This window comes from Bacillus sp. GW821-FHT01G09, assembly GCF_059422205.1.
This window is the reverse complement of sequence record NZ_JBWKWL010000001.1, coordinates 869114-892245: the sequence shown is the minus strand read 5'-3', so window position 1 is coordinate 892245 and position 23132 is coordinate 869114. Positions and strand designations below refer to the sequence as shown.

General features: G+C 42.3%; 17 protein-coding genes and 1 pseudogene. 12 read left to right on the top strand and 6 right to left on the bottom strand.

The genetic code is table 11. The features are described from left to right. Positions 1-24: 24 nt before the first annotated feature. From hutG to hutP, 5 genes are all read right to left on the bottom strand, one after another. Positions 25-984, bottom strand: a complete 960-nt coding sequence (hutG, locus tag AC07VD_RS04395) for a formimidoylglutamase (RefSeq protein ID WP_069964413.1) — start codon at positions 982-984, stop codon at positions 25-27. Continuing rightward, positions 977-2242: an imidazolonepropionase gene (gene hutI, locus AC07VD_RS04390; protein ID WP_217017312.1), complete on the bottom strand. Its 1266-nt coding sequence runs from the start codon at positions 2240-2242 to the stop codon at positions 977-979. Before hutI ends, hutG begins: the two co-directional genes overlap by 8 nt. A gap of 12 nt (positions 2243-2254) precedes the next feature. Then, a complete protein-coding gene (gene hutU, locus AC07VD_RS04385) occupies positions 2255-3913 on the bottom strand; it encodes a urocanate hydratase (RefSeq protein WP_130573046.1) in 1659 nt (552 codons plus the stop codon). After that, positions 3910-5436: a histidine ammonia-lyase gene (hutH, locus tag AC07VD_RS04380; protein WP_014478452.1), complete on the bottom strand. Its 1527-nt coding sequence runs from the start codon at positions 5434-5436 to the stop codon at positions 3910-3912. The genes hutU and hutH overlap by 4 nt, the downstream gene beginning before the upstream one ends. Before the next feature lie 112 nt (positions 5437-5548). Further along, positions 5549-5995: a histidine utilization transcription antiterminator HutP gene (gene hutP, locus AC07VD_RS04375; RefSeq protein ID WP_032725058.1), complete on the bottom strand. Its 447-nt coding sequence runs from the start codon at positions 5993-5995 to the stop codon at positions 5549-5551. 317 nt (positions 5996-6312) lie between these two features. Between hutP and AC07VD_RS04370 the strand changes: the two are divergent. The 4 genes and pseudogenes from AC07VD_RS04370 (at position 6313) to AC07VD_RS04355 (ending at position 11519) form a co-directional block, all read left to right on the top strand. Beyond that, a pseudogene (locus tag AC07VD_RS04370) lies at positions 6313-6472 on the top strand (hypothetical protein). A gap of 129 nt (positions 6473-6601) precedes the next feature. After that, positions 6602-8020: an arabinan endo-1,5-alpha-L-arabinosidase AbnB gene (gene abnB / locus AC07VD_RS04365; protein ID WP_342819395.1), complete on the top strand. Its 1419-nt coding sequence runs from the start codon at positions 6602-6604 to the stop codon at positions 8018-8020. 145 nt (positions 8021-8165) lie between these two features. Then, positions 8166-10925 (top strand): AAA domain-containing protein, encoded by a 2760-nt coding sequence (locus AC07VD_RS04360; RefSeq protein WP_342819396.1) that lies wholly within the window; start codon positions 8166-8168, stop codon positions 10923-10925. Between the two features lie 204 nt (positions 10926-11129). Continuing rightward, on the top strand, positions 11130-11519 hold the full coding sequence (locus AC07VD_RS04355; protein ID WP_014481384.1) for a (deoxy)nucleoside triphosphate pyrophosphohydrolase: 390 nt from the start codon (positions 11130-11132) through the stop codon (positions 11517-11519). Here the strand turns inward: AC07VD_RS04355 and AC07VD_RS04350 are convergent. Further along, positions 11508-14642 carry a DUF3427 domain-containing protein gene (locus tag AC07VD_RS04350; RefSeq protein WP_134154852.1) on the bottom strand — a complete coding sequence of 1045 codons (3135 nt, stop codon included), beginning with the start codon at positions 14640-14642 and terminating at the stop codon, positions 11508-11510. The two genes, AC07VD_RS04355 and AC07VD_RS04350, sit on opposite strands and share 12 nt — an antisense overlap. A 308-nt stretch (positions 14643-14950) precedes the next feature. On the opposite strand from AC07VD_RS04350, the gene AC07VD_RS04345 reads away from it, so the two are divergent. The 8 genes from AC07VD_RS04345 to AC07VD_RS04310 all read left to right on the top strand — a co-directional run bounded on the left by AC07VD_RS04345 (position 14951) and on the right by AC07VD_RS04310 (position 23077). Next, entirely contained in the window at positions 14951-15316 is a 366-nt protein-coding gene (locus AC07VD_RS04345) for a YwqH-like family protein (RefSeq protein ID WP_003218945.1), read from the top strand. Positions 15317-15327: 11 nt separating this feature from the next. Next, positions 15328-15597, top strand: coding sequence for a YwqI/YxiC family protein (locus tag AC07VD_RS04340; protein ID WP_003218942.1), 270 nt, complete (start codon positions 15328-15330; stop codon positions 15595-15597). Positions 15598-15616: 19 nt separating this feature from the next. After that, on the top strand, positions 15617-17233 hold the full coding sequence (locus AC07VD_RS04335) for a ribonuclease YeeF family protein (protein ID WP_160832145.1): 1617 nt from the start codon (positions 15617-15619) through the stop codon (positions 17231-17233). Positions 17234-17249: 16 nt separating this feature from the next. Then, positions 17250-17576 (top strand): Imm8 family immunity protein, encoded by a 327-nt coding sequence (locus AC07VD_RS04330; RefSeq protein WP_160832146.1) that lies wholly within the window; start codon positions 17250-17252, stop codon positions 17574-17576. Positions 17577-18179: 603 nt separating this feature from the next. Further along, positions 18180-20009 (top strand): PTS beta-glucoside transporter subunit IIABC, encoded by a 1830-nt coding sequence (bglP, locus tag AC07VD_RS04325; protein ID WP_129092816.1) that lies wholly within the window; start codon positions 18180-18182, stop codon positions 20007-20009. 22 nt (positions 20010-20031) lie between these two features. Next, positions 20032-21441, top strand: coding sequence for an aryl-phospho-beta-d-glucosidase (gene bglH / locus AC07VD_RS04320; protein ID WP_129092815.1), 1410 nt, complete (start codon positions 20032-20034; stop codon positions 21439-21441). Between the two features lie 102 nt (positions 21442-21543). Next, positions 21544-21990, top strand: a complete 447-nt coding sequence (locus AC07VD_RS04315; RefSeq protein WP_015714985.1) for a universal stress protein — start codon at positions 21544-21546, stop codon at positions 21988-21990. A 151-nt stretch (positions 21991-22141) separates the two neighbouring features. Beyond that, positions 22142-23077: a DMT family transporter gene (locus AC07VD_RS04310; RefSeq protein WP_129092881.1), complete on the top strand. Its 936-nt coding sequence runs from the start codon at positions 22142-22144 to the stop codon at positions 23075-23077. Positions 23078-23132 lie beyond the last annotated feature (55 nt).

Below are 23132 nucleotides of genomic sequence, written 5' to 3'. Positions count from 1 at the left end.
CCCAAAATACAACCTGCCAGAAGATCACTTGAATGGGGAGAGTTTCATTCCTTTTAATGCGTGTAACAGAACATGAGCTGCAGCTCTGCTTGTCATATCTCGAAAATCGAGGGTAGGATCGACTTCAACAATTTCAATCCCGGCAATATTGGGCTGTTGTGCGATGTACTTGACTGCTTCAAGCAATTCGTCTGTATAGAGGCCGCCCGGGCCAATCGCTGGACAGCCGGGGGCATGGGACTGGTCTAAGACATCCATGTCAACAGATATAAAAATGAAATCTGTTCTATCTTGAACAACAGGCAAAATCTCTTTTATCGTTGGGATTAGTCCTTTTTCCCGGATCATGTCCATCGTGTGAATGTTCACGCTATGTTTTTTTGCATATGCTTCATAGGCCTGGCTGTTGCTGAATTCTCTGATACCCAGCTGGATCAAATGTTGACCTTTAATAATCTCTTCATCCAAAAGGCGGCGGAAGGGGGTGCCGTTTGTCGGCCCCCCGTCCTCCGTATTGCGAACATCGTGATGGGCATCAAATTGAATCACCGCTGTCGTTCCTTTTGTTTGTGCTATCGCTTTTATTGTGGAGTAGCTGATAGAGTTATCTCCCCCAAGTATGAGCGGCACCCAATCCGGATGATCCGAAAGCAGAGCGTGCATGGTTTGGAAAATGTGATGATGTGACTTTACGATATCAGTGACATGAATATCGATATCCCCCAGATCATATAGAAGCTCTGATACGACGTGCTCTCCAAGCTCAGCAGAATAGGCTGATGAATGTTTCAGAGCCTGGCGTATTGTTCCGGGTGCAAAGGAAGCGCCTGAATGACTGATGGAGGATTTTGATAGGGGGACACCTATCAACGCCGGTCCCTTAATGTCCTGGCCGTCCCATGTTGCGATCAGGTCGCTCATTTTTGTGACATCCCGGTCTTTAAACGAAGATCCGGCCTCTCTGAGAAAAGGGTACTTATCCAAGAATGGCTCCCTCCCTGTTGACAACAATTGTTCCGTTTTTCATGACTTGATGTACATGATTGACCCCGTAGTGATACGGAATATACATATAGTTCGAGGCTTGCCAAATGACTAGATCAGCTGAGCGGCCGACTTTGAGTTGACCGGCTTCCTCTCCTTTCCCTATGGCGTATGCGGCATTGACTGTGACCGCATGCCAAATTTCTTCTGCAGTCATTTTCAGATGAAGCGCGGCAATGGACATAATCAGCTGGATATTTTCAGTCGGCGAGCTGCCAGGATTAAAATCCGTTGCCAAGCTGACACATACACCTTCATCAATCATAGCTCTTGCCCTGGCGTATGTGCTTTTGCCAAGATAAAATGTCGTGCCCGGCAAGAGGACGGCGAGCGTTCCTGCTCCAGCCAATTTCTTTATGCCTTCGTCCGATGCACCTACCAAATGGTCGGCTGAGACAGCCTTTAGCTCACCTGCTAATTCAGCACCTCCAAGCGGATCGATTTCATCTGCGTGTATTTTTAATCCGAAGCCCGCCTCAGCTGCTTTTTGTAAATAACGGCGGGATTGGCTGACTGTAAAAACACCTGTTTCTGTAAAAATATCAGCAAAGCTGGCGAGCTCCTGCTCTTTGATTTCCGGCAAAAGGGAAAGCATTTGATCCAGAAATTCATCTGGATCGTTTTGATATTCGGGAGGAATCGCATGGGCTCCCATAAATGTGGAAACAAGGTCAACAGGCTGGCTTTCATGCAGTTTCTTTGCGACACGCAACTGTTTGAGCTCTGTCTCTTTTTCCAAGCCGTAGCCGCTTTTCACTTCTGCTGTGGTTGTGCCGTAGGACAGCATTCTTTGCAGATGAAAATGGGCTTTTTGCAGCAGCTCTTCTTCTGAAGCCGCCCTGGTATCCTTGACTGTAGACAGAATCCCGCCGCCCTGCGCCAGAATATCCAAATATGAAATGCCCTGAAGCTTAAGGTTCATCTCCTTTTCACGAGATCCGCCAAATACAAGATGGGTGTGCGGATCAACGAGGCCAGGCGTTACAAGGCGTCCCGAACAGTCAATGATTTCGTCTGCCTCGTAACCGGCTTCAGCCCCTTTTTGTCCGGCGAACACAATTTTCTGTTCATGAATGCCGACAACAGCGTCTTCGATCACATGAAGATCCTGCATGCTTTTGCCTGCCCGCGGACCGCTGCTTTCCATCGTCAAAAGCTGACCGATGTTGATGAGAATCGTATCAATTTGCTTTGGCATGTCATCACTCCTTTATTTTTGCATCGGCACGATAATGTCCTGTTCCTTCGCTACTTCAGCGGCACGTTCATAACCCGCATCCGCATGACGGATAATGCCCATTCCTGGGTCGCTCGTTAAGACCCGCGCGAGCCGCTCGTCAGCCAGCTCACTTCCATCGGCCACTGCAACCATGCCGGCATGCAGGGAATAGCCCATTCCGACACCGCCGCCATGGTGGAAAGAAACCCAGCTTGCACCCGCCGCCGTGTTGACAAGTGCATTTAGCACAGCCCAGTCACCAACAGCGTCACTTCCGTCCTTCATCGCTTCTGTCTCCCGGTTTGGAGAGGCGACAGACCCGCAGTCCAAATGATCTCTCCCAATAACGACAGGCGCTTTTAGCTCCCCGCTTCTAACCAGCTCGTTAATGGCGAGGCCCATCTTTTTTCGTTCTCCATATCCAAGCCAGCAAATACGGGACGGCAAGCCTTGGAAGGTGACTTTTTCCTGTGCCATATCAATCCAGCGGTGAAGGGCTTTATTTGTCGGGAACAGCTCTTTTAATAACGCATCCGTACGGTAAATATCTGCCGGATCTCCGGAAAGCGCCGCCCAACGGAACGGCCCTTTTCCTTCACAGAATAAGGGGCGGATGTAGGCAGGGACAAAACCCGGAAAATCGAAGGCATTCTCCAGCCCTTCATCCTTTGCGACTTGCCGGATATTGTTGCCGTAGTCAAATACAATAGAGCCCTTTTGCTGAAAGGCCAGCATGGCTTCGACATGTTTTTTCATGCTTTGCTTCGCAAGGCGTACGTAAAGCTCTGGATTGTCTTGACGCAAACGGTCAGCTTCATCAAGTGAATAGCCCTCGGGAACATAACCGATTAAAGGGTCATGGGCAGATGTCTGATCTGTCACAATATCAATTTTGACGCCTCGGTTCAAAAGTGTGTGATGCACCTCAGCTGCGTTTCCGAGAAGTGCAATGGACAAAGGTTTTCCTGCCAGCTTTGCCTCTTCAGCCCAAGCTAAGGCTTCCTCAATCGATGCTGTTTTTCGATCGCAGTATTTTGTTTCGATCCGCTTGTCGATGCGTTTCTCGTCAACCTCGACGGCAATCACGACGCCTTCATTCATCGTGACAGACAGCGGCTGTGCGCCTCCCATTCCGCCGAGACCCGCTGTCAGCGTCAACGTTCCTTTTAAGCTGCCCCCGAAGTGCTGTCGCGCCAGCTCAGCGAAGGTTTCATAGGTTCCTTGCAATATGCCTTGTGAGCCAATGTAAATCCAGCTGCCAGCCGTCATCTGTCCGTACATCATTAACCCTTTTTTCTCAAGTTCGTGGAAATGCTCCCAGTCTGCCCACTTCGGAACAAGAACAGAATTTGCCAGGAGCACGCGCGGGGCCTGCGGGTGTGTACGGAACATGCCAACTGGCTTTCCGGATTGCACGAGCAATGTTTCATCATTTTTTAATGTTTTCAAGGAATGCTCAATGGCGTGAAAAGCGTCCCAATCCCGTGCGGCTTTGCCGATCCCGCCATATACGATGAGGTCTTCCGGCTTCTCGGCGACTTCTGGATCAAGGTTGTTTCGAAACATCCGAAGCACTGCCTCTTGCTCCCATCCTAAGCATTCAAGCTCTGTTCCTCTGTTGGCACGGATTGATTTTTTTACATCAGTCATATGTTCATCCCCCTTAGTTCTTTATTCTGATGATCAGGTATTAAAGATTCTTTCTTCAGCCAGTCAGTCAAGCGTTCAATGTCATAGGAAAAAACACGGTCCTGCTGAATGGACGGCACGACTTTTCTCATTTCTTGAAAAAGCTGTTTCGTATAGGACGCTGCATGTTCTATGCCTCTGTATTCAACCGCCTGCAATGCGCAAATGGCTTCGATCGCAATGACTCTCCTTGTATTTGCGATCACCTGATAAGCATGCCGAGCGGCGATGGTTCCCATGCTGACATGGTCCTCTTGGTTGGCGGATGACGGAATGGAATCCACACTTGCCGGATGGGCCAGTGTTTTATTTTCAGAAACGAGTGAGGCCGCGGCGTACTGCATGATCATTGCACCGGATTGCAGACCGGGATGAGGGCTCAGGAACGGCGGCAGGTCATTCAGCTGCGGATTCACAAGTCGTTCGATCCTGCGCTCTGCGATATTCGCAAGCTCTGATATTGCGATTTTCAGAAAATCCATGGCAAAGGCGATCGGCTGTCCGTGAAAGTTTCCGCCGGAAATCACTTTGTCACCGTCATTGAAAATGAGTGGATTGTCTGTAGCTGCGTTCATTTCAATCTCTAATTTTTCTTTGACATAGCCTAGTGTCTGCCAAGTCGCACCGTGTACTTGCGGAATACAGCGCAATGAATAGGCATCCTGAACCCGCAGTTCTCCCTGGGAGGTTGTCAGTCCGCTGTCAGATAGATAAAAGCGAATTCGTTCTGCGACATCGATCTGCTCCTGATAGCCGCGGGCTAAGTGAATATCCTCGTCAAATGCATCGATAATTCCCCGCAAGCCTTCAATCGTTAAGCTGGCAATTCGCTCTGTTTGATAGGCTAGTTTCTCAGCTTCGATGTAGGCGACCACCCCCATTGCAGTCATGGCCTGAGTCCCGTTAATCAAGGCAAGCCCTTCCTTGGATGTCAGCGTTACCGGCTGAATACCGGCTTTTTTCAAGCCTGTCATTGCCGGCATTCTTTCCCCCTCAAAAAAGACCTCTCCTTGCCCGATCAGCGCAAGCGCCAGGTGGGAAAGCGGCGCCAGATCTCCACTTGCGCCAAGTGATCCCTGCTGAGGGATGACAGGATGGACGCGTTTATTTAAAAAAGCAAGCAACTGTTCGATCAGCTCAGCACGTACACCGGAAAAGCCTTTTAACAGCGCATTGGCGCGCAAAAGCAGCATTGCCCTGGAAACACACTCAGGAAAAGGGTCGCCGACTCCGCAGGCATGAGAAAGGATTAAATTCAGCTGCAGCGCCGCCGAGTCTTCTTTTTGAATCAGGACATCGCTGAATTTGCCAAATCCGGTGTTGATGCCGTAGATTGTCTTTTCGTCGCGTACAATCCGTTCCACTGCTGCTCTGCTTTTTTTCACGCGCTCCATACTTTCCTCGGAAGCCGCTGCCTCCTCAAAATCAAACAGCACACGAGCGACGTCGGCTGTTGTCAATGAAGAACCGTCTAAAGTCACCATAAGCCCAACTCCTTTTTCTTTACTTTGGTAAAGCGCCCATACAAAAAGGAGCTATGCTGTGAACATCTGTTTTCACGCATAGCCCCCTATCGTCTAAGATCTATGGGCTGTTTCATATGTGATTAATTCCAACACCGAATGTCTCGTGCTCAAGACCTTTAATCGGCGCCCCGATTGTTCCGTAAAGCGAGACAGCAATCCAATCGCCTTCCGCTTCACTTTCATAAGGATTTCCCCTCAAAACGGCAAACCTCAAGCCCACCGTCCGAAGCAGCGATCCTAGAAGCATTTCACCTCTGGTCACGCCATGCAAAGCCTCCATCGTCGCATGATAAAGCGCATGTGACTCCCGATAACCCTCAGATTGAATGACACCGCTCTTTTTGGAAGCGGTTTCAATTGCGGCTACTACTTTATGCGCGTCCATTGATCCTACCTTGCCAAGACAGACCCTCCATCCGTCTCGCTCCAGCTCCTCAACCTGCGTACTCTCTTCCGCCTCATTCAGCAGCAGGAGAACAGACAGCCGGCCGATCCGACGCTCTTTATGCAGTGTCATATGAATCACTCAATTCCTAAAAATTCTGATAACTATTAACTGAGTATTATATTAATTGGTTCAGCAGCAGAAGTCAAAAGGTTTTTTACAGTCTTTAACAAGTTAGATTGGTATTGTAATAGCGCGACGCAGAAAGCAGGATGGGTTTTTTCAGCGATTGCACACGATATCCAGACAGGAGGCAAGCGGCCGCTGTCTAACTCTCAATATGCGTTTACTAAGTCGCATTTTTCGCAAGGCATTTTATAAAGAGCCAGCCGAATCACTCTGGTGTTGACGGGCAATCAGGCATCATCTTAAAAACCGCCGACAACGAAATGGCTGTATCACAGTCGATGCAAAACCTGACAAAGCAGTTATTACATGTACGCGAATGAAAAACAGAGTGATGAAAGAAGGAGAAACACCAAAAGAGTTGAACTATGAAGGAGAGGATATGCAAGCAGCAGTTCTGCGCAAAACAGCCAGACAATGTAAGAGAACAGTGAGAAATCACCTATCTGTTTGAATATGAAAACATTCGGCTGTTTTAATAGGCCGGGGTTTCTTCATAGGAAAATGTAAGCGCTTAAAAATTTAATAAAAAAAGTGAGGCGAATTGGTTAAATGTTCAACCGATTGTTCCGTGTATGTTTTCTTGCAGCTCTTATCATGGCCTTCATCCACCCAAGCTCCGTCTATGCACAAAAACCAGTATTTAAAGAAGTCAGCGTCCATGACCCTTCCATCATTGAAACAAACGGCACCTTTTATGTTTTTGGATCTCATCTCGCTTCAGCAAAAACAAATGACCTCATGCAATGGCAGCAGCTGACCACCAGCGTAAGCAATGACAACCCACTTATTCCGAATGTCTATGAAGAATTAAAAGAAACCTTCGAATGGGCGCAATCCGATACTCTTTGGGCGGCTGACGTCACGCAGCTGGCGGACGGCAAATACTACATGTACTACAACGCCTGCCGCGGCGACTCGCCAAGATCCGCCATGGGTGTTGCCGTTGCTGACAACATCGAAGGCCCATACAAAAACAAAGGCATCTTTTTGAAATCAGGAATGGAAGGCACAAGCAGCGATGGAACACCGTATGACGCAACCAAACACCCGAATGTTGTCGACCCGCATACCTTCTTTGATAAAGACGGCAAGCTGTGGATGGTGTACGGATCATACTCAGGCGGCATTTTCATTCTTGAAATGAATCCAAAAACGGGCTTCCCGCTTCCTGGGCAGGGCTACGGCAAAAAACTGCTCGGCGGCAACCACAGCAGAATCGAAGGCCCGTATGTTCTCTATAATCCAGACACCCAATACTACTACTTATACCTATCATATGGCGGTCTCGATGCAACAGGCGGCTACAACATCCGTGTGGCCCGCTCCAAGAAACCAGACGGCCCTTACTATGATGCAGAAGGCAATCCAATGCTCGACGTCCGCGGTAAAGAAGGCACATTCTTCGACGACCGTTCCATCGAACCATACGGCGTCAAACTCATGGGCAGCTACATTTTTGAAACAGAAAATGAAAAAGGCACCGGGTACGTCTCACCAGGCCACAACTCCGCATACTATGATGAAAAAACCGGGCGTTCCTATTTAATCTTCCACACCCGCTTCCCGGGCAGGGGTGAAGAACACGAAGTCAGAGTCCACCAATTGTTCATGAACAAAGACGGCTGGCCGGTAGCAACGCCCTATCGTTATGCGGGCGAAACACTGAAAGAAGTAAAACAAAAAGATATCACAGGAACATACAAACTCATCCAGCACGGAAAAGACATCTCAGCCGACATCAAAAAAACCATCAACATCCAGCTCAACAAAAACCACACCATTTCCGGGGAAATGACCGGAACATGGAAGAAAACCGGTAAGAATACAGCCGCCATCACGTTAGCGGGCAAGACGTATAACGGGGTATTTTTACGCCAGTGGGATTCGGTGAGAGAGAAGAACATCATGACGTTTAGTGTGTTGAATGGCAGCGGTGAGGCTGTTTGGGGTAGTAAGCTTAAAAGATAAAATTATATTTAAGAACCTTTTCTTGGAAAAGAAAAGGTTCTTTTCTTACTTACTTCATATCAGGTATTTTGAAAACACCTTATTAATTTTGTATACTATAACAAAAAATAACAATTTTGATAAAAGTTATTTTGGAGGGAATAATTTGACGGGTGTAAGCATTGAGGTAGGTAATACAACATATTCTGATCAAATTAAAGAATGGCGATTATCTAAACGTGATAATGCTAAAATAACTGTTCATATTACATTGAACAGTGGAATGAAGATTAGTGAAGAATTAGATAGGTGTATAATTACCCCTGTTCGAGAATTGGTCATTAACAAGCAAGAACGACTAGTTCTAAAGGGAAATGTAAAAGCAAATATAGAAAGCGTTAAAATATATGGAGATAAGTATGCTGTTTTGATTTTTAGTGGAAATGATCAGAAATATATTTATAAAGAAAAAGATATTGAAAAGATTACTTTAGGTAATGCAAAGTTTAAACAACTTTTGGATTATTTTAGACATGTAGCGGCCGTTAAAGATAAAACAAAAAATGATATCCCACCTATTTTGGAAGGTGAAATTCAGCGTATGCCGTTAAGAATAGAAAGTGCTCTCTATGCTTATTTTTCAAAAGAAAATCGATCGTATAAGGATTCAGAGACACTCCTTTTTCCTTTTGGTTTAAACCTAAGTCAGATTCAGGCAGTTCAGTCTGCTTTTTCTTCTCAAATAAGTGTAATTGAAGGTCCTCCTGGTACAGGAAAAACACAAACTATTTTAAATTTGATCACTAATATAATGATGAAGGGAAAAAATGCTGCAATTGTCTCAAGTAATAATTCTGCTGTCGCCAATGTAAGAGAAAAAATGGAGAAAGCAGGCTACGATTTTCTTCTTGCATCATTAGGTAGCCAAGATAATCAAAAAAAATTCTTTGAGCAACTTCCGGAACTCCCTCAAAATATAGCCGAATGGAAGGTTGAGAATGAGAGAGAATCAGAGTTACTGAAAAGCGTCTTAAGTGATGTAGAATCTATTAAAGAACTATTAAAGTTACAAAACCGACAAGCAGTGATAAAACAGCAAATAAAAGACCTAGAGACGGAGGAAAAATATTATAAACAACATTTTGAGTCATTAGAAACCATGAAACCAAAACTTTTACCTTTTTATAAGTTTAATAATTATAAGATTTTAAATTTTATGGCTGACGAAGCACTGAACAAACAAAATCGAATGAACTTCTTTAAGAAAACCAAATATCTTTTCTACTATGGGTTATATGATTTCAAACAAATAGGAGACAGTCTAAATAAAGAGAAAATGCTTTCTCAACTCCAATATCAATTCTATAAGCAAAAACTAACTGAATTAAATTCTGAGTTAAATAAAATAAATCAAATGCTACATGCCAAAAATTTTGATGAGCTAAGTAATCGAATTGAAAATTACTCTACATTAATTTTCAAAAATTATATACATAATAAGCAAAAAACGGTTAAGAAAGAGAATTTTGAGTACAAGAAATATAAAGATGCAAAGCAGTTTGATCGATTTATAAATCGATATCCTATTATTCTGAGTACTGCATTCTCTTTAATGAAATCAATTCCAGATGGTTTCTTATTTGATTACTTAATTATTGATGAAGCCTCACAGTTAGAATTGATGCCAGGTATCCTTGCTCTAGGCTGTGCTAAAAATGTAATTATTGTTGGAGATACAAAACAACTACCTCACATTCCAGATAAGAACATATCAAAGGGAGAAATGGGAATCGAACCTTGCTTTGATTATGTAGAAAATAGCCTACTGCATTCTGTTTTAAAAGTATACGAGAATAAAATTCCTGTTACTTTATTAAAGGAGCACTATCGTTGCCATCCTATGATCATCAAGTTTTGTAATGAACAATATTATGATGGCAACCTCATTCCTTTGACTAAATATGATGAAGAAGACGATTTTTCAATTATTTTAATAAAAACCGTTAAAGGAAATCATATGAGATTCCAAGGCGGGCGACACAATGTTCGTGAATTAGATTCTCTTGAAGAGGCAACGATTAGAGATAAGGTTTTCCCACGTGATTTTGATGATATTGGATTCATTGCTCCTTATAGAGCCCAGATAAAAGCTGCTAATCGTTATATGAGAGAAGAAATTATTAAAGATACTGTACATAAGTTTCAGGGAAGAGAATGTGATGGAATTATTTTCTCCACAGTACTTGATGATAAGGGCGGTAAAAAGGATATTGAATTTGTTGATAGTGCTACTTTAATTAATGTCGCTATATCGAGAGCAAAAAAACGTTTTGTTTTAGTATCTGCTGTCGATATTTTCAAGAGAAGTAACAAAGAATTCTCCGAGTTAATACGTTATATGGAATATTATACGGAAGCTAGTTTATATCATGAAAGTCAGGTCATTTCTGTGTTCGATTTACTATATAAAGAATTCTCCGAAGTTTTAGTGCAACGAGAAAATAAACTACGAGAGAGTGACTCAAAGTATAAATCTGAAAGGATTATTGCTAGTTTGCTCAGAGATATTCTTAAAGAAGAGACCTATAAAAAAATTGAGTTTAGAAGGGAGTATCGTTTAAAGGATTTATTTAATGACACCTCTCATTTAAATGAAGAGGAGCAAAAGTTTGTTAAAACAGTAGCTCGATTTGATTTTATGCTTTATTACAAAATGGGGAATGCACCTGCTGGAGTAATAGAGGTAGACGGTACTGCTTATCATTATTCAAATGACCAGAAAAGAAGGGATGAATTAAAAGATTCTATTCTGAGGAAATCAGGGATACCTTTTATTAGATTAAGGACAAATGAGAGTGGCGAGGCAGAAAAAATAAAGGGACTGCTAAATTCTATTTTAGGAACAAATAAGTTAAAAAATGATTAAAACTCTACCATTAGAATAAGTTATTTTACTTAAGTAGTTTTTTAGTGGGTGATAATAACTCTATATAGTCAAAAAAAGTTATGTTGTTTGTCATAGAATCTTTTCAGTATGATAAAGTTTTACTAAAAGTGCAAGGTCAGATCACTATGTAATATTAAATATAGCGTTGAATTTAAGAAGAAATGCAAGGAAGGAAGAAATAAAGTGAAAAAAACAATCAAAGTAGCTGCAGCAGTGATTAAAAACGATAAAGATATGATATTATGTGCACTTCGTTCGCCAATCATGTCTTTGGCCAATCTATGGGAATTCCCAGGAGGGAAACTTGAAGAGGGTGAGAATGCACGAGAAGCTCTTGTAAGAGAAATTCATGAGGAGCTTGGTTGTAAAATTGAAGCAGGTGAAATAATTGCTGACATTCATCACGAATATGAAAAAGTCATTGTTAATTTGATTTCTATTCAAGCGAAAATTGTAGAGGATGAACCTGTTGCCAAAGAACATGCGGAACTCAGATGGGTGCCCGTGAGTGAACTTGAGTCACTTGAATGGGCACCTGCTGATCTTCCAACCGTAAATGCACTAGTTAATTAAATCAACATACAAGTTTTCTGGGACAGGCTGATGGAGCTTCCATATTACATTCATAGGTTTGTCCCCATTGCTTGATACGTAATCAACTTTACCTAGATAAATAAAAGGTAAGGTGATGTCATGCATTTCGCTAAATTTACGCACGAAAAGATGTATTTTATATTCTTTTTGTCTATGGTTAATAAAATTCTGACCTACAGGAGAATCATGTGATGTTTGATTTTGACTTTGCCAGTGAAAATGATGGGGATCTATAAAGTAATCTTTATATAACAAATGGTCCTCAACTTTTTTAGATTTATTTAATGTAATAAAAATTAAGTAGTTATTGTTAACTCTCCTTACACCTTCTCGCCACGTTCCCTCTTGATCAGTTGATTGAAATAAATGTATGAGTTCATTTCTAGTATATGTTTGATACAAGGTGAGTTGTAGTTCACTAGATAAAAGTGCTTCTAAATTATTCATGCGTCTAAATTCGGTTAAACCATACTGGATACGCTCCTTAATATAAGGACCAAACCGAGGATGGCATAAACGTTCAAAAATATTTAATTGTAGTATGAACGTATTTTCCTCCACTGTACCAAAACTCCATTGTTGTTTCTTATGTGGTGTGGATAAACGCTCCATAGATCGTTTAATCAAGTTGTCGTGTATATTAGTATTTTTGATTTTTAAATGAAATGTATCTTCTAAAGACTTTTTAACATCCTCTACAGTGATTCTCTGTATATTAAATCCACATTGTAACAATAATAAATCATAGGGCCACTTAATCGGAAACTGTTGCTCTAACCAGGATACCATTCTTAAAACTAGCGAATCATTTAATACTTCTTTATCTAAAGAATGAAGGTCATCCATTTTTCTTTTCGTTTCGACCCAAGACTTATATTTTTTTATAAAAAAGGTAAGACCTGGAGCTTGATCTGAATAAAGAAAATCAAGTAGCTCTGGAGAACGCCCAATATCTCGTTTAAATTGATAATATAATGTTTTTAGCATGGCAGCTGAATTTAATTTAATACTATCAATTTTGTGTAAAATCTCTTTCTTCGTTACAGATGCAAGATCTACATAAGATCCACCTGGTAAGTCTGCAAACTCATGGGTAACCGCAACTCGTAATGAATCTTTATCAAAGGATTTTTGGCTAGTTTGTCCGGAAAGGGCTAGCGGTATAACAAACGATTTCTGATAGTTTCCTATAAAATCAAGTACCGTTACAAACTCTTTATCATCAGTCTTTCTTAATCCTCTTCCTAACTGTTGAATAAATATGGTTGGTGATTCAGTCGGTCTCAAAAAAAGCAGTAAGTTTAATTTTGGTATATCAATGCCTTCATTAAAAATATCTACTGTAAAAATCAGTTCTAAACTATGATGCGGATCTTCAAGTTCTCTAATCACTTTCTGACGTTGTGCTGAGGAATCTTGCCCTGTTAAATAAGTTGTATGTAATCCTAATTGATTAAATTCTTGGCTCATATATTGGGCATGTTCAACGTTAGTACAGAAGCCCAACCCACACATTCTTTCTCCGTCGAAACCGTACATATTTATCATCTTTATTACATAATCGACTCGCTCATGATTTTTCAAATGATTAACCAATGAACGTTCATCGTAGACCCCGTTTGTTATTTTCACTTTATCGTAATCAACAGTATGATCCGGAATACCAAAATAATGAAATGGGGCAAGCAATTCAGCTTCTAACGCATCTCGAAGGCGGATTTCATAGACAACATTATGATTGCAGATTTCAAGTACATCTTTACCGTCTAAACGTTCTGGAGTTGCAGTTAAACCTAATAAGAATCCAGGTTTAAAGTAATTCAACACTGATTGATAGGTAGAGGCTTCTGCATGATGAAATTCATCAATGACAATGTAATCAAATTCATCTGGTGCAAACCGTTTTAATGTTTCTTCTTTATACAAGGTTTGAACTGTGCTAAATAAAAACCTTTTATTCCATTCTTTTTTCGATCCAGTTAACAATCCAAAGTTATCATGGTCATTAGTGACTTTTTCAAATGTTTCAATGGCTTTAGTTAGTAACTCCTCACGATGAGCAATAAAAAGATATTTTTTTGGTTGATATTCGGAAAAATCAAATGCTGCAAGATATGTTTTCCCTGTACCAGTTGCAGCGATAATAACAGCCCTTTCCTCACCTTGTTCTCTCGTTTTCTTGAGGTTTTTAAGCGCTATTTCTTGCATGGTATTAGGTTGTATTTTTGTTTGGTAAAGAGAGTTTTGAGAGACGAGAGACGCGCTCATTTTGTGATTAGCTGCTTGAAATTCTTCATAAGCTTTTAAGAACTGGTCATCGACCGGTTGTGTTTTTTCGACCCATACTTTATTAAAGACATCTTTTGTTTGTTGAAAAATTGGAAGATATTTTGTATCTGGTATTCTTGCATTTAGCTCATACCCAGTGGTCAGAGCGGATTGCGAGAGATTTGATGATCCAATAATGACACTATGTTGCCCTGAAAGACGTTCAAATAAGTAAGCTTTTGTATGAAACGATTGACTGTAATCATTTACAATTCTCAAGTCGACATTTTGAAATTGCATGAGCTGTTTAAGGGCTTTAGGTTCAGTAATTCCCATATATGTTGATGTGATAATACGTACTGGCACATTACGTTTATTAAGCTCTTGTAATGGTGGAATAAGAAGTTGGACGCCAGACCATCTTGTAAAACTGACCATAAAATCCACACGATCAGCAGTTAACATTTCATTCTTTAATGCTTTAAAAAAATTATCATCCGCTCTATGGTTTCCGAGTAGATTCAACCGTGATAGCGAAAAGTGCTCTGACACAGGAAGATCCAGGTCACCTACATGATAAAGAACTGAAGAAAGTGGTATTGCAAAGGCAGTATCATTACCAAGATCAGAAGATATTTTTTGGGTTAATTCAACCGCCTGATTATATTGTCCGTGATGAACAAGCGTTTTGATTTTTTCGCCAAATTGTTTTGCTATATGTAAAGTTAAAATTTCTGGATATTCTTTCGGTAAAACAGACTGAAAACGATGTTCAACCGGATAAAGCTGGTGCTTTTCTTGCAATTCTTCATGAAAACCACTGTTTTTTTTCATTTTTCTCTCTCCATATTTAGATAGATATCCTAATTTTATCATTATTATTGACTATAGGTAACAGATATTTGTAAATGGCATCGCAAATCAAATGAGGACGATTGTACCTGATCTTAAAGTCCTATGTAAGCAGTATTTTACTCGCGAGAAAGTCGAATGAAAAGGATAATAGATAAATATACTTATTTATATCCTCTGTAAGACAAATCCTTTCACCTATTTATCCAATATGACCCATCATGTAATATGAAAATAGTCTGTATTGTAAAGAATTGACACAGTTTGATAGAAACATGAGGTGTTGCGGCATGCATAGTGAAATGTTGTTACATTCGGTAAAAGCCGACTTACATGAAAAACAGGAACAGATCCATCAGTTAAAACGAGTGCTGCACGAAATCAGGCAAATCAAACACGAATTCTCCGAGGCCCAGCATCTCATTCACCGGCCTCATCTTAACCGGGAGGCATGGAGAGGAACACATGCTCAGCGGTTTGAAGATATTCGTGAAGGAATGAACAAAGCATATCAGCAAATCAAAAGCGATCAAGTCAGCGGAATCATCGAAAGCATAGAAGGAAAAATCCACTCATTAGAGGGCGATGTCTATTCCATAAGACGCCAAATTACGAGGATAGAGCATGAAATAGAGAAGGAAAAACATAAAAAGTGAGGTGAGCACAAATGGCACAGGAAATTAAAATGGTGTATGGCACAGTGAAGCAAGGGCTTTCTCAGCTCAAGAATTCAGCTGAACTCAAGTCCTCCTTACCCGGCCATCTCTCAGGCAGAAACCATTTGAATGTTGTGAAGTCCATCGAGCAATTAAATAAGGACATCAAAGAGCTCACTGAAGCATATGCGTCTGTTCTGGCCAAGCATATCGCACAAACGGAAAGCGCGGTAAACGCCATGAAGGAAACGGACGAAAACATATCATCTTCCATGAAATAAAGCGCGGGAGGACAAGGGATTGAAAACATTAGATGTCCACGCTCTTCACGAGGGCATTCAGCATACGATTGAGAAACTGGACAAGCAAAAACAACAGCTGGAGAAGCTGGAAAAAAGCGTTGAGCATCTGGCAGGCATGAAGGATGCGCTGAAAGGAAAAGGCGGAGATGCCATCCGGACCTTTTACGAGGAGTGCCACAAGCCTTTTCTCCTTTTCTTTGGCATGTTTATCGACGAATACAAAAAAGTGCTGAAACAAACACAGCATGCGATTTCCTCTGTAGAATCTGACTCCCACGGCATGATCGCAGAGGCTTTTCTCTCACACGATGCGAGACATGGGGTCAAGCATGCACGAGAAGTGACAGAGCAGCTCACTGACGCAGTCAATCGCCAGACATCAGCCATCGGCCACATCGTCAGCCTGCCGGCAGTCAATGATACCTTTTTCCGAATGGAAACAGAACAGGCTGAGCGACTGATTTCAGACACCCTGAATAAGCTCTTTCAATTTGACGGCCAGCAAACCCAAGCACTAGAAGCCGCAAAATCAGATTTTCAAACGATGAAAAAATACATTGATCAGCTCGAAACCATGTACACCGGCCCGAAAATTGAAATCACAGGCTACAAAAGCGGCTCCATCCTGAAATCACAGGAAGAAGAAAAGATCAACCAAACCTTCTGCGGCATTAACTCGCAAATGAAGCAGGCGGATGATTCTCCGATGGAGATGATGCTGAAGAAACTGGAGAAACATAAGCAATCAAACGTTGATTCTGTGATGATGGATGACAAACAACAGAAGATCGAGCGTGAGATTCATGCTGATGACAGTAACGTAACTGTATTACAGAAAGAAGCAGCAGCTCACCCGAAAGTCTATGGAGACATACGGGTGATAAATGATAAACTATATAATAATAAAAGATTAAAAAAGATAGATACGATAGAAGTGATTGACGAACTAACTCGCAATACTGCAAGCATCGACTATGTTGGCGGCAAATATTATGTTTATGAAAACGGCCAGATCGTAAGAGAATTCTATGCTGGAGGGAAAAAGCGGCTAGAAGAAGTGTCTTACATACCAGAGGATAAAGTAGGCGGAGCTAAGTCACTGGATTCATTTTTGGCTGGAACGCAGTATGAATTTATTGAGTGGGTAAGCCCTCAGGGTGCTGTTAAAAAATTGGCGGTCCGAGGCGGGAAGCGTGTTGTCACAGATGTGGCTAAACAAGTAGTGGAGAAGGATATAAAGGGAGACGTAAAAAAGAAACCTTCTAAAGGCAGTGTTAATAGTAAGTGGTGGCATCCTGGATATGTAGATAATTTAAGCTCTTCCCAAACGGTTATAGGAATAAAAAATTCCCCTAAAGGTTTATCAACTCTTGGTAGCTCAACACGTCAGAATGCACTAGATGCAGGAAAAGGCTGGGTTGGTCAAGGAGCGGAAAAAATGTATGATAAAGCAGGAAATTTTTTAGGGTACAAAAGTGTAGATAAAATGAGAGCTTTCAGATTGCAATATAAACCAAAGGAAAAAATGTGGAGAGCGAACTTCACTGAAAATGAAATTACTGTTGTAGGATCAAAAACAGAATTAAGAAATGTACATGTTGATATTTTAGATTAAAAGGTGGGATATAATTATGTTAGAAATTAAAGCTTTAACTAAAGACTATGAAAATTGGGGTGAGGACGCTGATGATTTCTACGTTTCATTTGAACTTGACATAGGATTGCCTGATATACCAGGTGCTTCTGATTTATTTACTTTTGATATTATTAGTCCTAAAAGATTGGATAAGATACTTGAAAGTACAAAAATTGAATTAGGTCATGGATATCTCATAATGAGAGATTTTAATATAAAAACTGTCAATTCTACTGTAGAGACTATCATGAATAAATGTAAAGACGATGACTATGATAAGTATATGAATAATTTAGCTCAATACTTTAAATTACAAGGATAACACCAAAAGAGTTGTTGGCTAGTCGCTTATAGTTATACTAAAAGAATATGAATATATCGGAACTGTAATCAATTTCGAATTTAAATTTAATACACATGTTATATGATAAACAACTAGAGGTTTTTCATGTTAGAAGAGATTCCTGGTTATAAAAATCTCACGTCATAACTATTTTAATTAAATGGTTTTCAGGACCCTCTGGTTTGCTTCCTAGTAAGTAGCTTTAGAGTAGTCTAGTGATAACTGTTTTACCTTGATTGGCAAAGTGCCTTTCAAGGTTTTTTTTATTGAAGTTAAAGTTCAAACCTTTATGATTACTTTTGTTCTAGAAACGATAGTCAACACCAAAAATGAAAGCGTTGACATCACGCAAATCTAGTGCTAAAGTATACCTACAAACAAATAAACGACCCGTCAGGATTGTTACTGCGAAAGCAGGCAAAACCTAAATGGTGCAGGTGCCGGAGGAGACTCTCGCAATCTGTGTCATTTAGGTTTTTTTTATTCTCTTTTAGGAGGTGATGCAGCATTTGATACAAAAAAAGCTGGTGAAAGGCGGCCACCTTTCTTCCAGCAGTCCCCCCATAAAAAGGAGGTATACACATGGATTATGATAAATTATCGAAGGACATATTACAACTCGTAGGCGGTGAAGACAACGTTCAGCGCGTGATCCACTGCATGACGAGGCTGCGTTTTAATCTTCATGACAACGCGAAGGCGGATCGCAGTCAGCTGGAGCAGCTGTCTGGAGTGATGGGCACCAATATCAGCGGCGAGCAGTTTCAAATCATTATCGGAAACGATGTGCCGAAGGTGTATCAGGCGATTGTGCGGCACAGCAATCTCAGTGATGAGAGGAGCGCTGGTTCATCCTCTCAGAAAAAGAATGTGCTGAGTGCGGTCTTTGATGTGATTTCTGGTGTGTTTACCCCGATTCTGCCTGCGATTGCGGGAGCGGGGATGATCAAAGGGCTTGTTGCGCTGGCAGTTACGTTTGGCTGGATGGCGGAGAAGAGCCAGGTTCATGTCATTTTGACGGCTGTCGGTGACGGCGCGTTCTACTTCCTGCCGCTCCTGCTAGCGATGAGTGCGGCGAGAAAATTCGGAAGCAATCCGTACGTAGCGGCAGCCATTGCGGCGGCGATTCTGCATCCGGATTTGACAGCCCTGCTCGATGCGGGGAAACCGATTTCCTTTATCGGGCTTCCTGTAACCGCTGCCACTTATTCGTCAACGGTCATCCCGATTTTGCTGGCGATTTGGATTGCTTCGTACGTAGAAAAATGGATTGACCGTTTTACACACTCGTCTCTCAAATTGATTGTGGTTCCGACATTCACGCTATTGATTGTCGTGCCGCTGACATTGATTACAGTCGGTCCGCTTGGCGCTATTTTAGGAGAATACTTGTCTTCTGGGGTCAATTATTTGTTTGATCATGCAGGGCTTGTGGCGATGATTTTGCTGGCTGGTACATTCTCTTTAATCATTATGACGGGCATGCACTATGCCTTTGTGCCGATCATGATCAACAACATCGCTCAAAACGGCCACGATTATTTACTGCCAGCTATGTTTTTGGCGAATATGGGGCAGGCGGGAGCATCATTTGCCGTCTTCCTTCGCTCCAGAAACAAAAAATTTAAATCACTTGCGCTTACCACAAGCATCACGGCGCTGATGGGGATTACAGAACCTGCGATGTACGGCGTGAATATGCGATTGAAAAAGCCGTTTGCGGCCGCTTTGATTGGCGGTGCAGCCGGTGGCGCGTTTTACGGCATGACGGGTGTTGCTTCCTATATCGTCGGGGGGAATGCAGGTCTCCCGAGCATCCCTGTCTTTATCGGCCCAACGTTTATTTACGCGATGATCGGCCTTGTGATTGCGTTTGCGGCGGGAACAGCAGCTGCGTATTTGCTTGGATTCGAGGATGTGCCTTCTGACGGCAGCCAGCAGCCGGCTGTGCATGAGGGCAGCAGAGAGATTATTCACAGCCCGATTAAGGGAGAAGTGAAAGCCTTAAGTGAAGTCAAAGACGGAGTGTTTTCTGCCGGGATCATGGGAAAAGGATTTGCCATAGAGCCTGAAGAAGGAGAAGTTGTTTCGCCTGTTCATGGAAGCGTTACCACCATTTTTAAAACAAAACACGCAGTTGGCATTACGAGTGATCAGGGAGCCGAAATACTCATACACATTGGATTGGACACGGTGAAGCTGGAGGGACAATGGTTCACGGCTCACGTCAAAGAAGGCGACAAGGTCGCACCGGGAGATCCGCTCGTGTCCTTTGATCTGGAGCAAATCAAAGCCGCGGGATATGACGTCATTACCCCGGTGATCGTGACCAACACAGACCAATATTCATTTTCGCCGGTAAAAGAGATCGGTAAAGTGCAGACAAAAGAAGCGCTGCTTGCTTTATCTTGAAAAAACTAATGGGGTGATCAATATGAGTTCAAACGCAAAACGATTTCCAGAAGGATTTTTATGGGGCGGCGCAGTTGCTGCCAACCAAGTGGAGGGTGCTTATAACGAGGGGGGTAAGGGGCTTTCGACAGCTGACGTATCGCCGAACGGGATCATGTCTCCATTTGATGAATCAATGACTTCCTTGAATCTGTATCACAACGGGATTGACTTTTATCATCGTTATAAAGAGGATATCGCCTTATTTGCAGAAATGGGATTTAAGGCGTTCCGCACATCGATTGCGTGGACGAGAATTTTTCCGAATGGCGATGAAGAGGAGCCAAATGAAGAAGGCCTCAGCTTTTATGATGATCTGTTTGATGAGCTGTTAAAGCATCATATTGAGCCTGTCGTAACCATCTCTCATTATGAAATGCCGCTCGGTTTAGTGAAAAATTATGGCGGCTGGAAGAATCGCAAAGTCATAGAGTTTTATGAACGCTATGCCAAAACGGTTTTCAAACGCTATCAACACAAAGTGAAGTATTGGATGACGTTTAATGAAATTAACGTGGTGCTCCATGCGCCATTTACCGGAGGCGGTCTTGTTTTTGAAGAAGGAGAAAACAAATTAAACGCGATGTACCAGGCGGCACACCACCAATTTGTGGCCAGTGCTCTTGCTGTCAAAGCGGGTCACGAGATCATCCCTGATTCGAAAATTGGCTGTATGATAGCGGCAACGACAACCTATCCGATGACTTCTAAGCCGGAGGATGTCTTCGCGGCAATGGAGAATGAGCGCAAAACACTATTCTTTTCAGATGTTCAGGCAAGAGGCGCGTACCCGGGATATATGAAACGCTATCTGGCAGAAAACAATATCGAAATTGAAATGGCTGAAGGCGATGAAGAGCTCTTGAAAGAACATACGGTGGATTATATTGGATTTAGCTACTACATGTCGATGGCGGCTAGCACTGATCCGGAAGAGCTTGCAAAATCAGGCGGCAACCTGCTGGGGGGAGTCAAAAACCCTTACCTGAAATCATCAGAATGGGGATGGCAAATTGACCCGAAAGGCTTGCGCATTACGCTCAACACCTTATACGACCGCTATCAGAAGCCACTGTTCATTGTTGAAAACGGTCTTGGCGCTGTAGACAAGGTTGAAGAGGACGGCACGATTCAGGACGATTACAGAATCAACTATCTGCGTGATCATTTAATTGAAGCGCGCGAAGCCATTGCGGACGGCGTTGAATTAATCGGATACACATCATGGGGGCCAATTGACCTTGTCAGCGCATCTACTGCGGAAATGAAAAAACGCTACGGCTTCATTTATGTGGACCGGGACAATGAAGGACATGGAACATTTAATCGTATCAAGAAAAAAAGCTTCAACTGGTATCAGCAGGTCATCGCCACAAACGGAGAGAGTATCTGACAAATTTTTGAAAACTCATGCGCTTCAATTGACAATAACAAAATGCAGGCGGACAATAAAAGAGAAAGATGAACCACCCACAGTCCGAAAGGCGGGAAGAGCATGTTTAACAAAATGTTAGTAGCGATTGACGGATCAGACATGAGTGCAAAAGCGCTTGATGCCGCAGTGCATTTGGCAAAGGAGCAGCAAGCGGAACTAAGCATTCTTCATGTGGGGAGAGAAGCCGTCGTCACGACTTCTTCTCTGACGGGAATTGTCTATGTGCCTGAACACTTTATTGATGAAATCAGGAACGAGGTTAAAAAAGAGGGCCTGAAAATCCTTGAGAATGCAAAAGAAAAAGCAGCCGAAAAAGGCGTTCAAGCTGAAACCATTTACGCGAATGGCGAGCCGGCGTATGAGATACTAAATCACGCAAAAGAGAAAGGCGTCAGCCTGATTGTAGTTGGCAGCCGGGGGATCAGCGGCCTGAAAGAAATGATGCTTGGAAGCGTCAGCCATAAAGTGTCTCAATTATCAACATGCCCGGTTTTGATTGTTCGATAGATTTGTAAAAAAAGCGCCCTTGGGCGCTTTTTTTTATTTAGAATAGAAGTGTTATAATATCTACATGTAAAAAAGAGGAATTCTATGTGTAGATTTCTGAATTCATAAAAAACAGTTTATGCTATGCAGTACTGGAGGTAGAATACGTTTGATGCAACAGGATCTTTCCATATCGTCAAAACAAAAATCAACAGCCGTAATCAAAATGGTCATCTCCATGGTGATTTTCGGTTCTATCGGCTTTTTCTCAGAGCATACCAATCTGCCGTCATTTGAATTGGTCTTTGTCCGCTGCCTTTGCGCGACGCTGTTTTTAGGCCTTTGCTGGCTGGCGTCCGGCCAGTATAAAACTGAAAAATGGAGCAAGAGAGACGTGCTGCAAACATTGGCGTGCGGTTTCTTTCTTGTATTCAACTGGGTGTTCTTATTTAAGTCTTTTGAAGAAACGTCCGTTACAATTGCCATCTCCGTTTATCATCTAGCGCCGGTGCTTGTTCTTCTTCTGGGGAGCTTCTTCTACAGAGAGAAATTAAATGTGATCTCCGTCAGCTCCATTATCATCTGCTTTCTGGGAACTGCGCTGATTTCCGGGATTAACGGCAGCACTTCATTGACACAGCTGATGGGATCAGGGATCATATGGGCAGTTCTCGCCGCACTGTTTTATGCGTTCACCACTTTATTGGGAAAAGGCATTCACAATCTCAGTCCTTACACGACCACCTTCTTGCAGACGGGTTTAGGGGTTATCATCCTGATTCCGTTTATTCACTTTGGCGCTTTTGCTGACCTATCTCAGGGAAACTGGATTATGGTGGTATCTACCGGCATCATCCATACGGGTATTGTATATTTGTTGTTTTTTGACGGTTTGCGATTTTTATCAACGAAATTTATTTCAATCATTGTATTTCTCGACCCCGCTGTCGCGATCGTGCTAGATACCGTCTTCACAGGCTTCCGCCCTGACCTCTATCAAACGCTTGGCATCGTAATGATCTTTGCGGGCATGGCCTTGACGCTTGTCAGGAGGCAGGGGAAGGCGAATGTGACAGCTGAGGGTACGGAGATTGAACAAATACAATAAAAAATGTAAAAAGGCCTATGGGGCCTTTTTTTTGTTTTAGGTCAATTGACTCTCG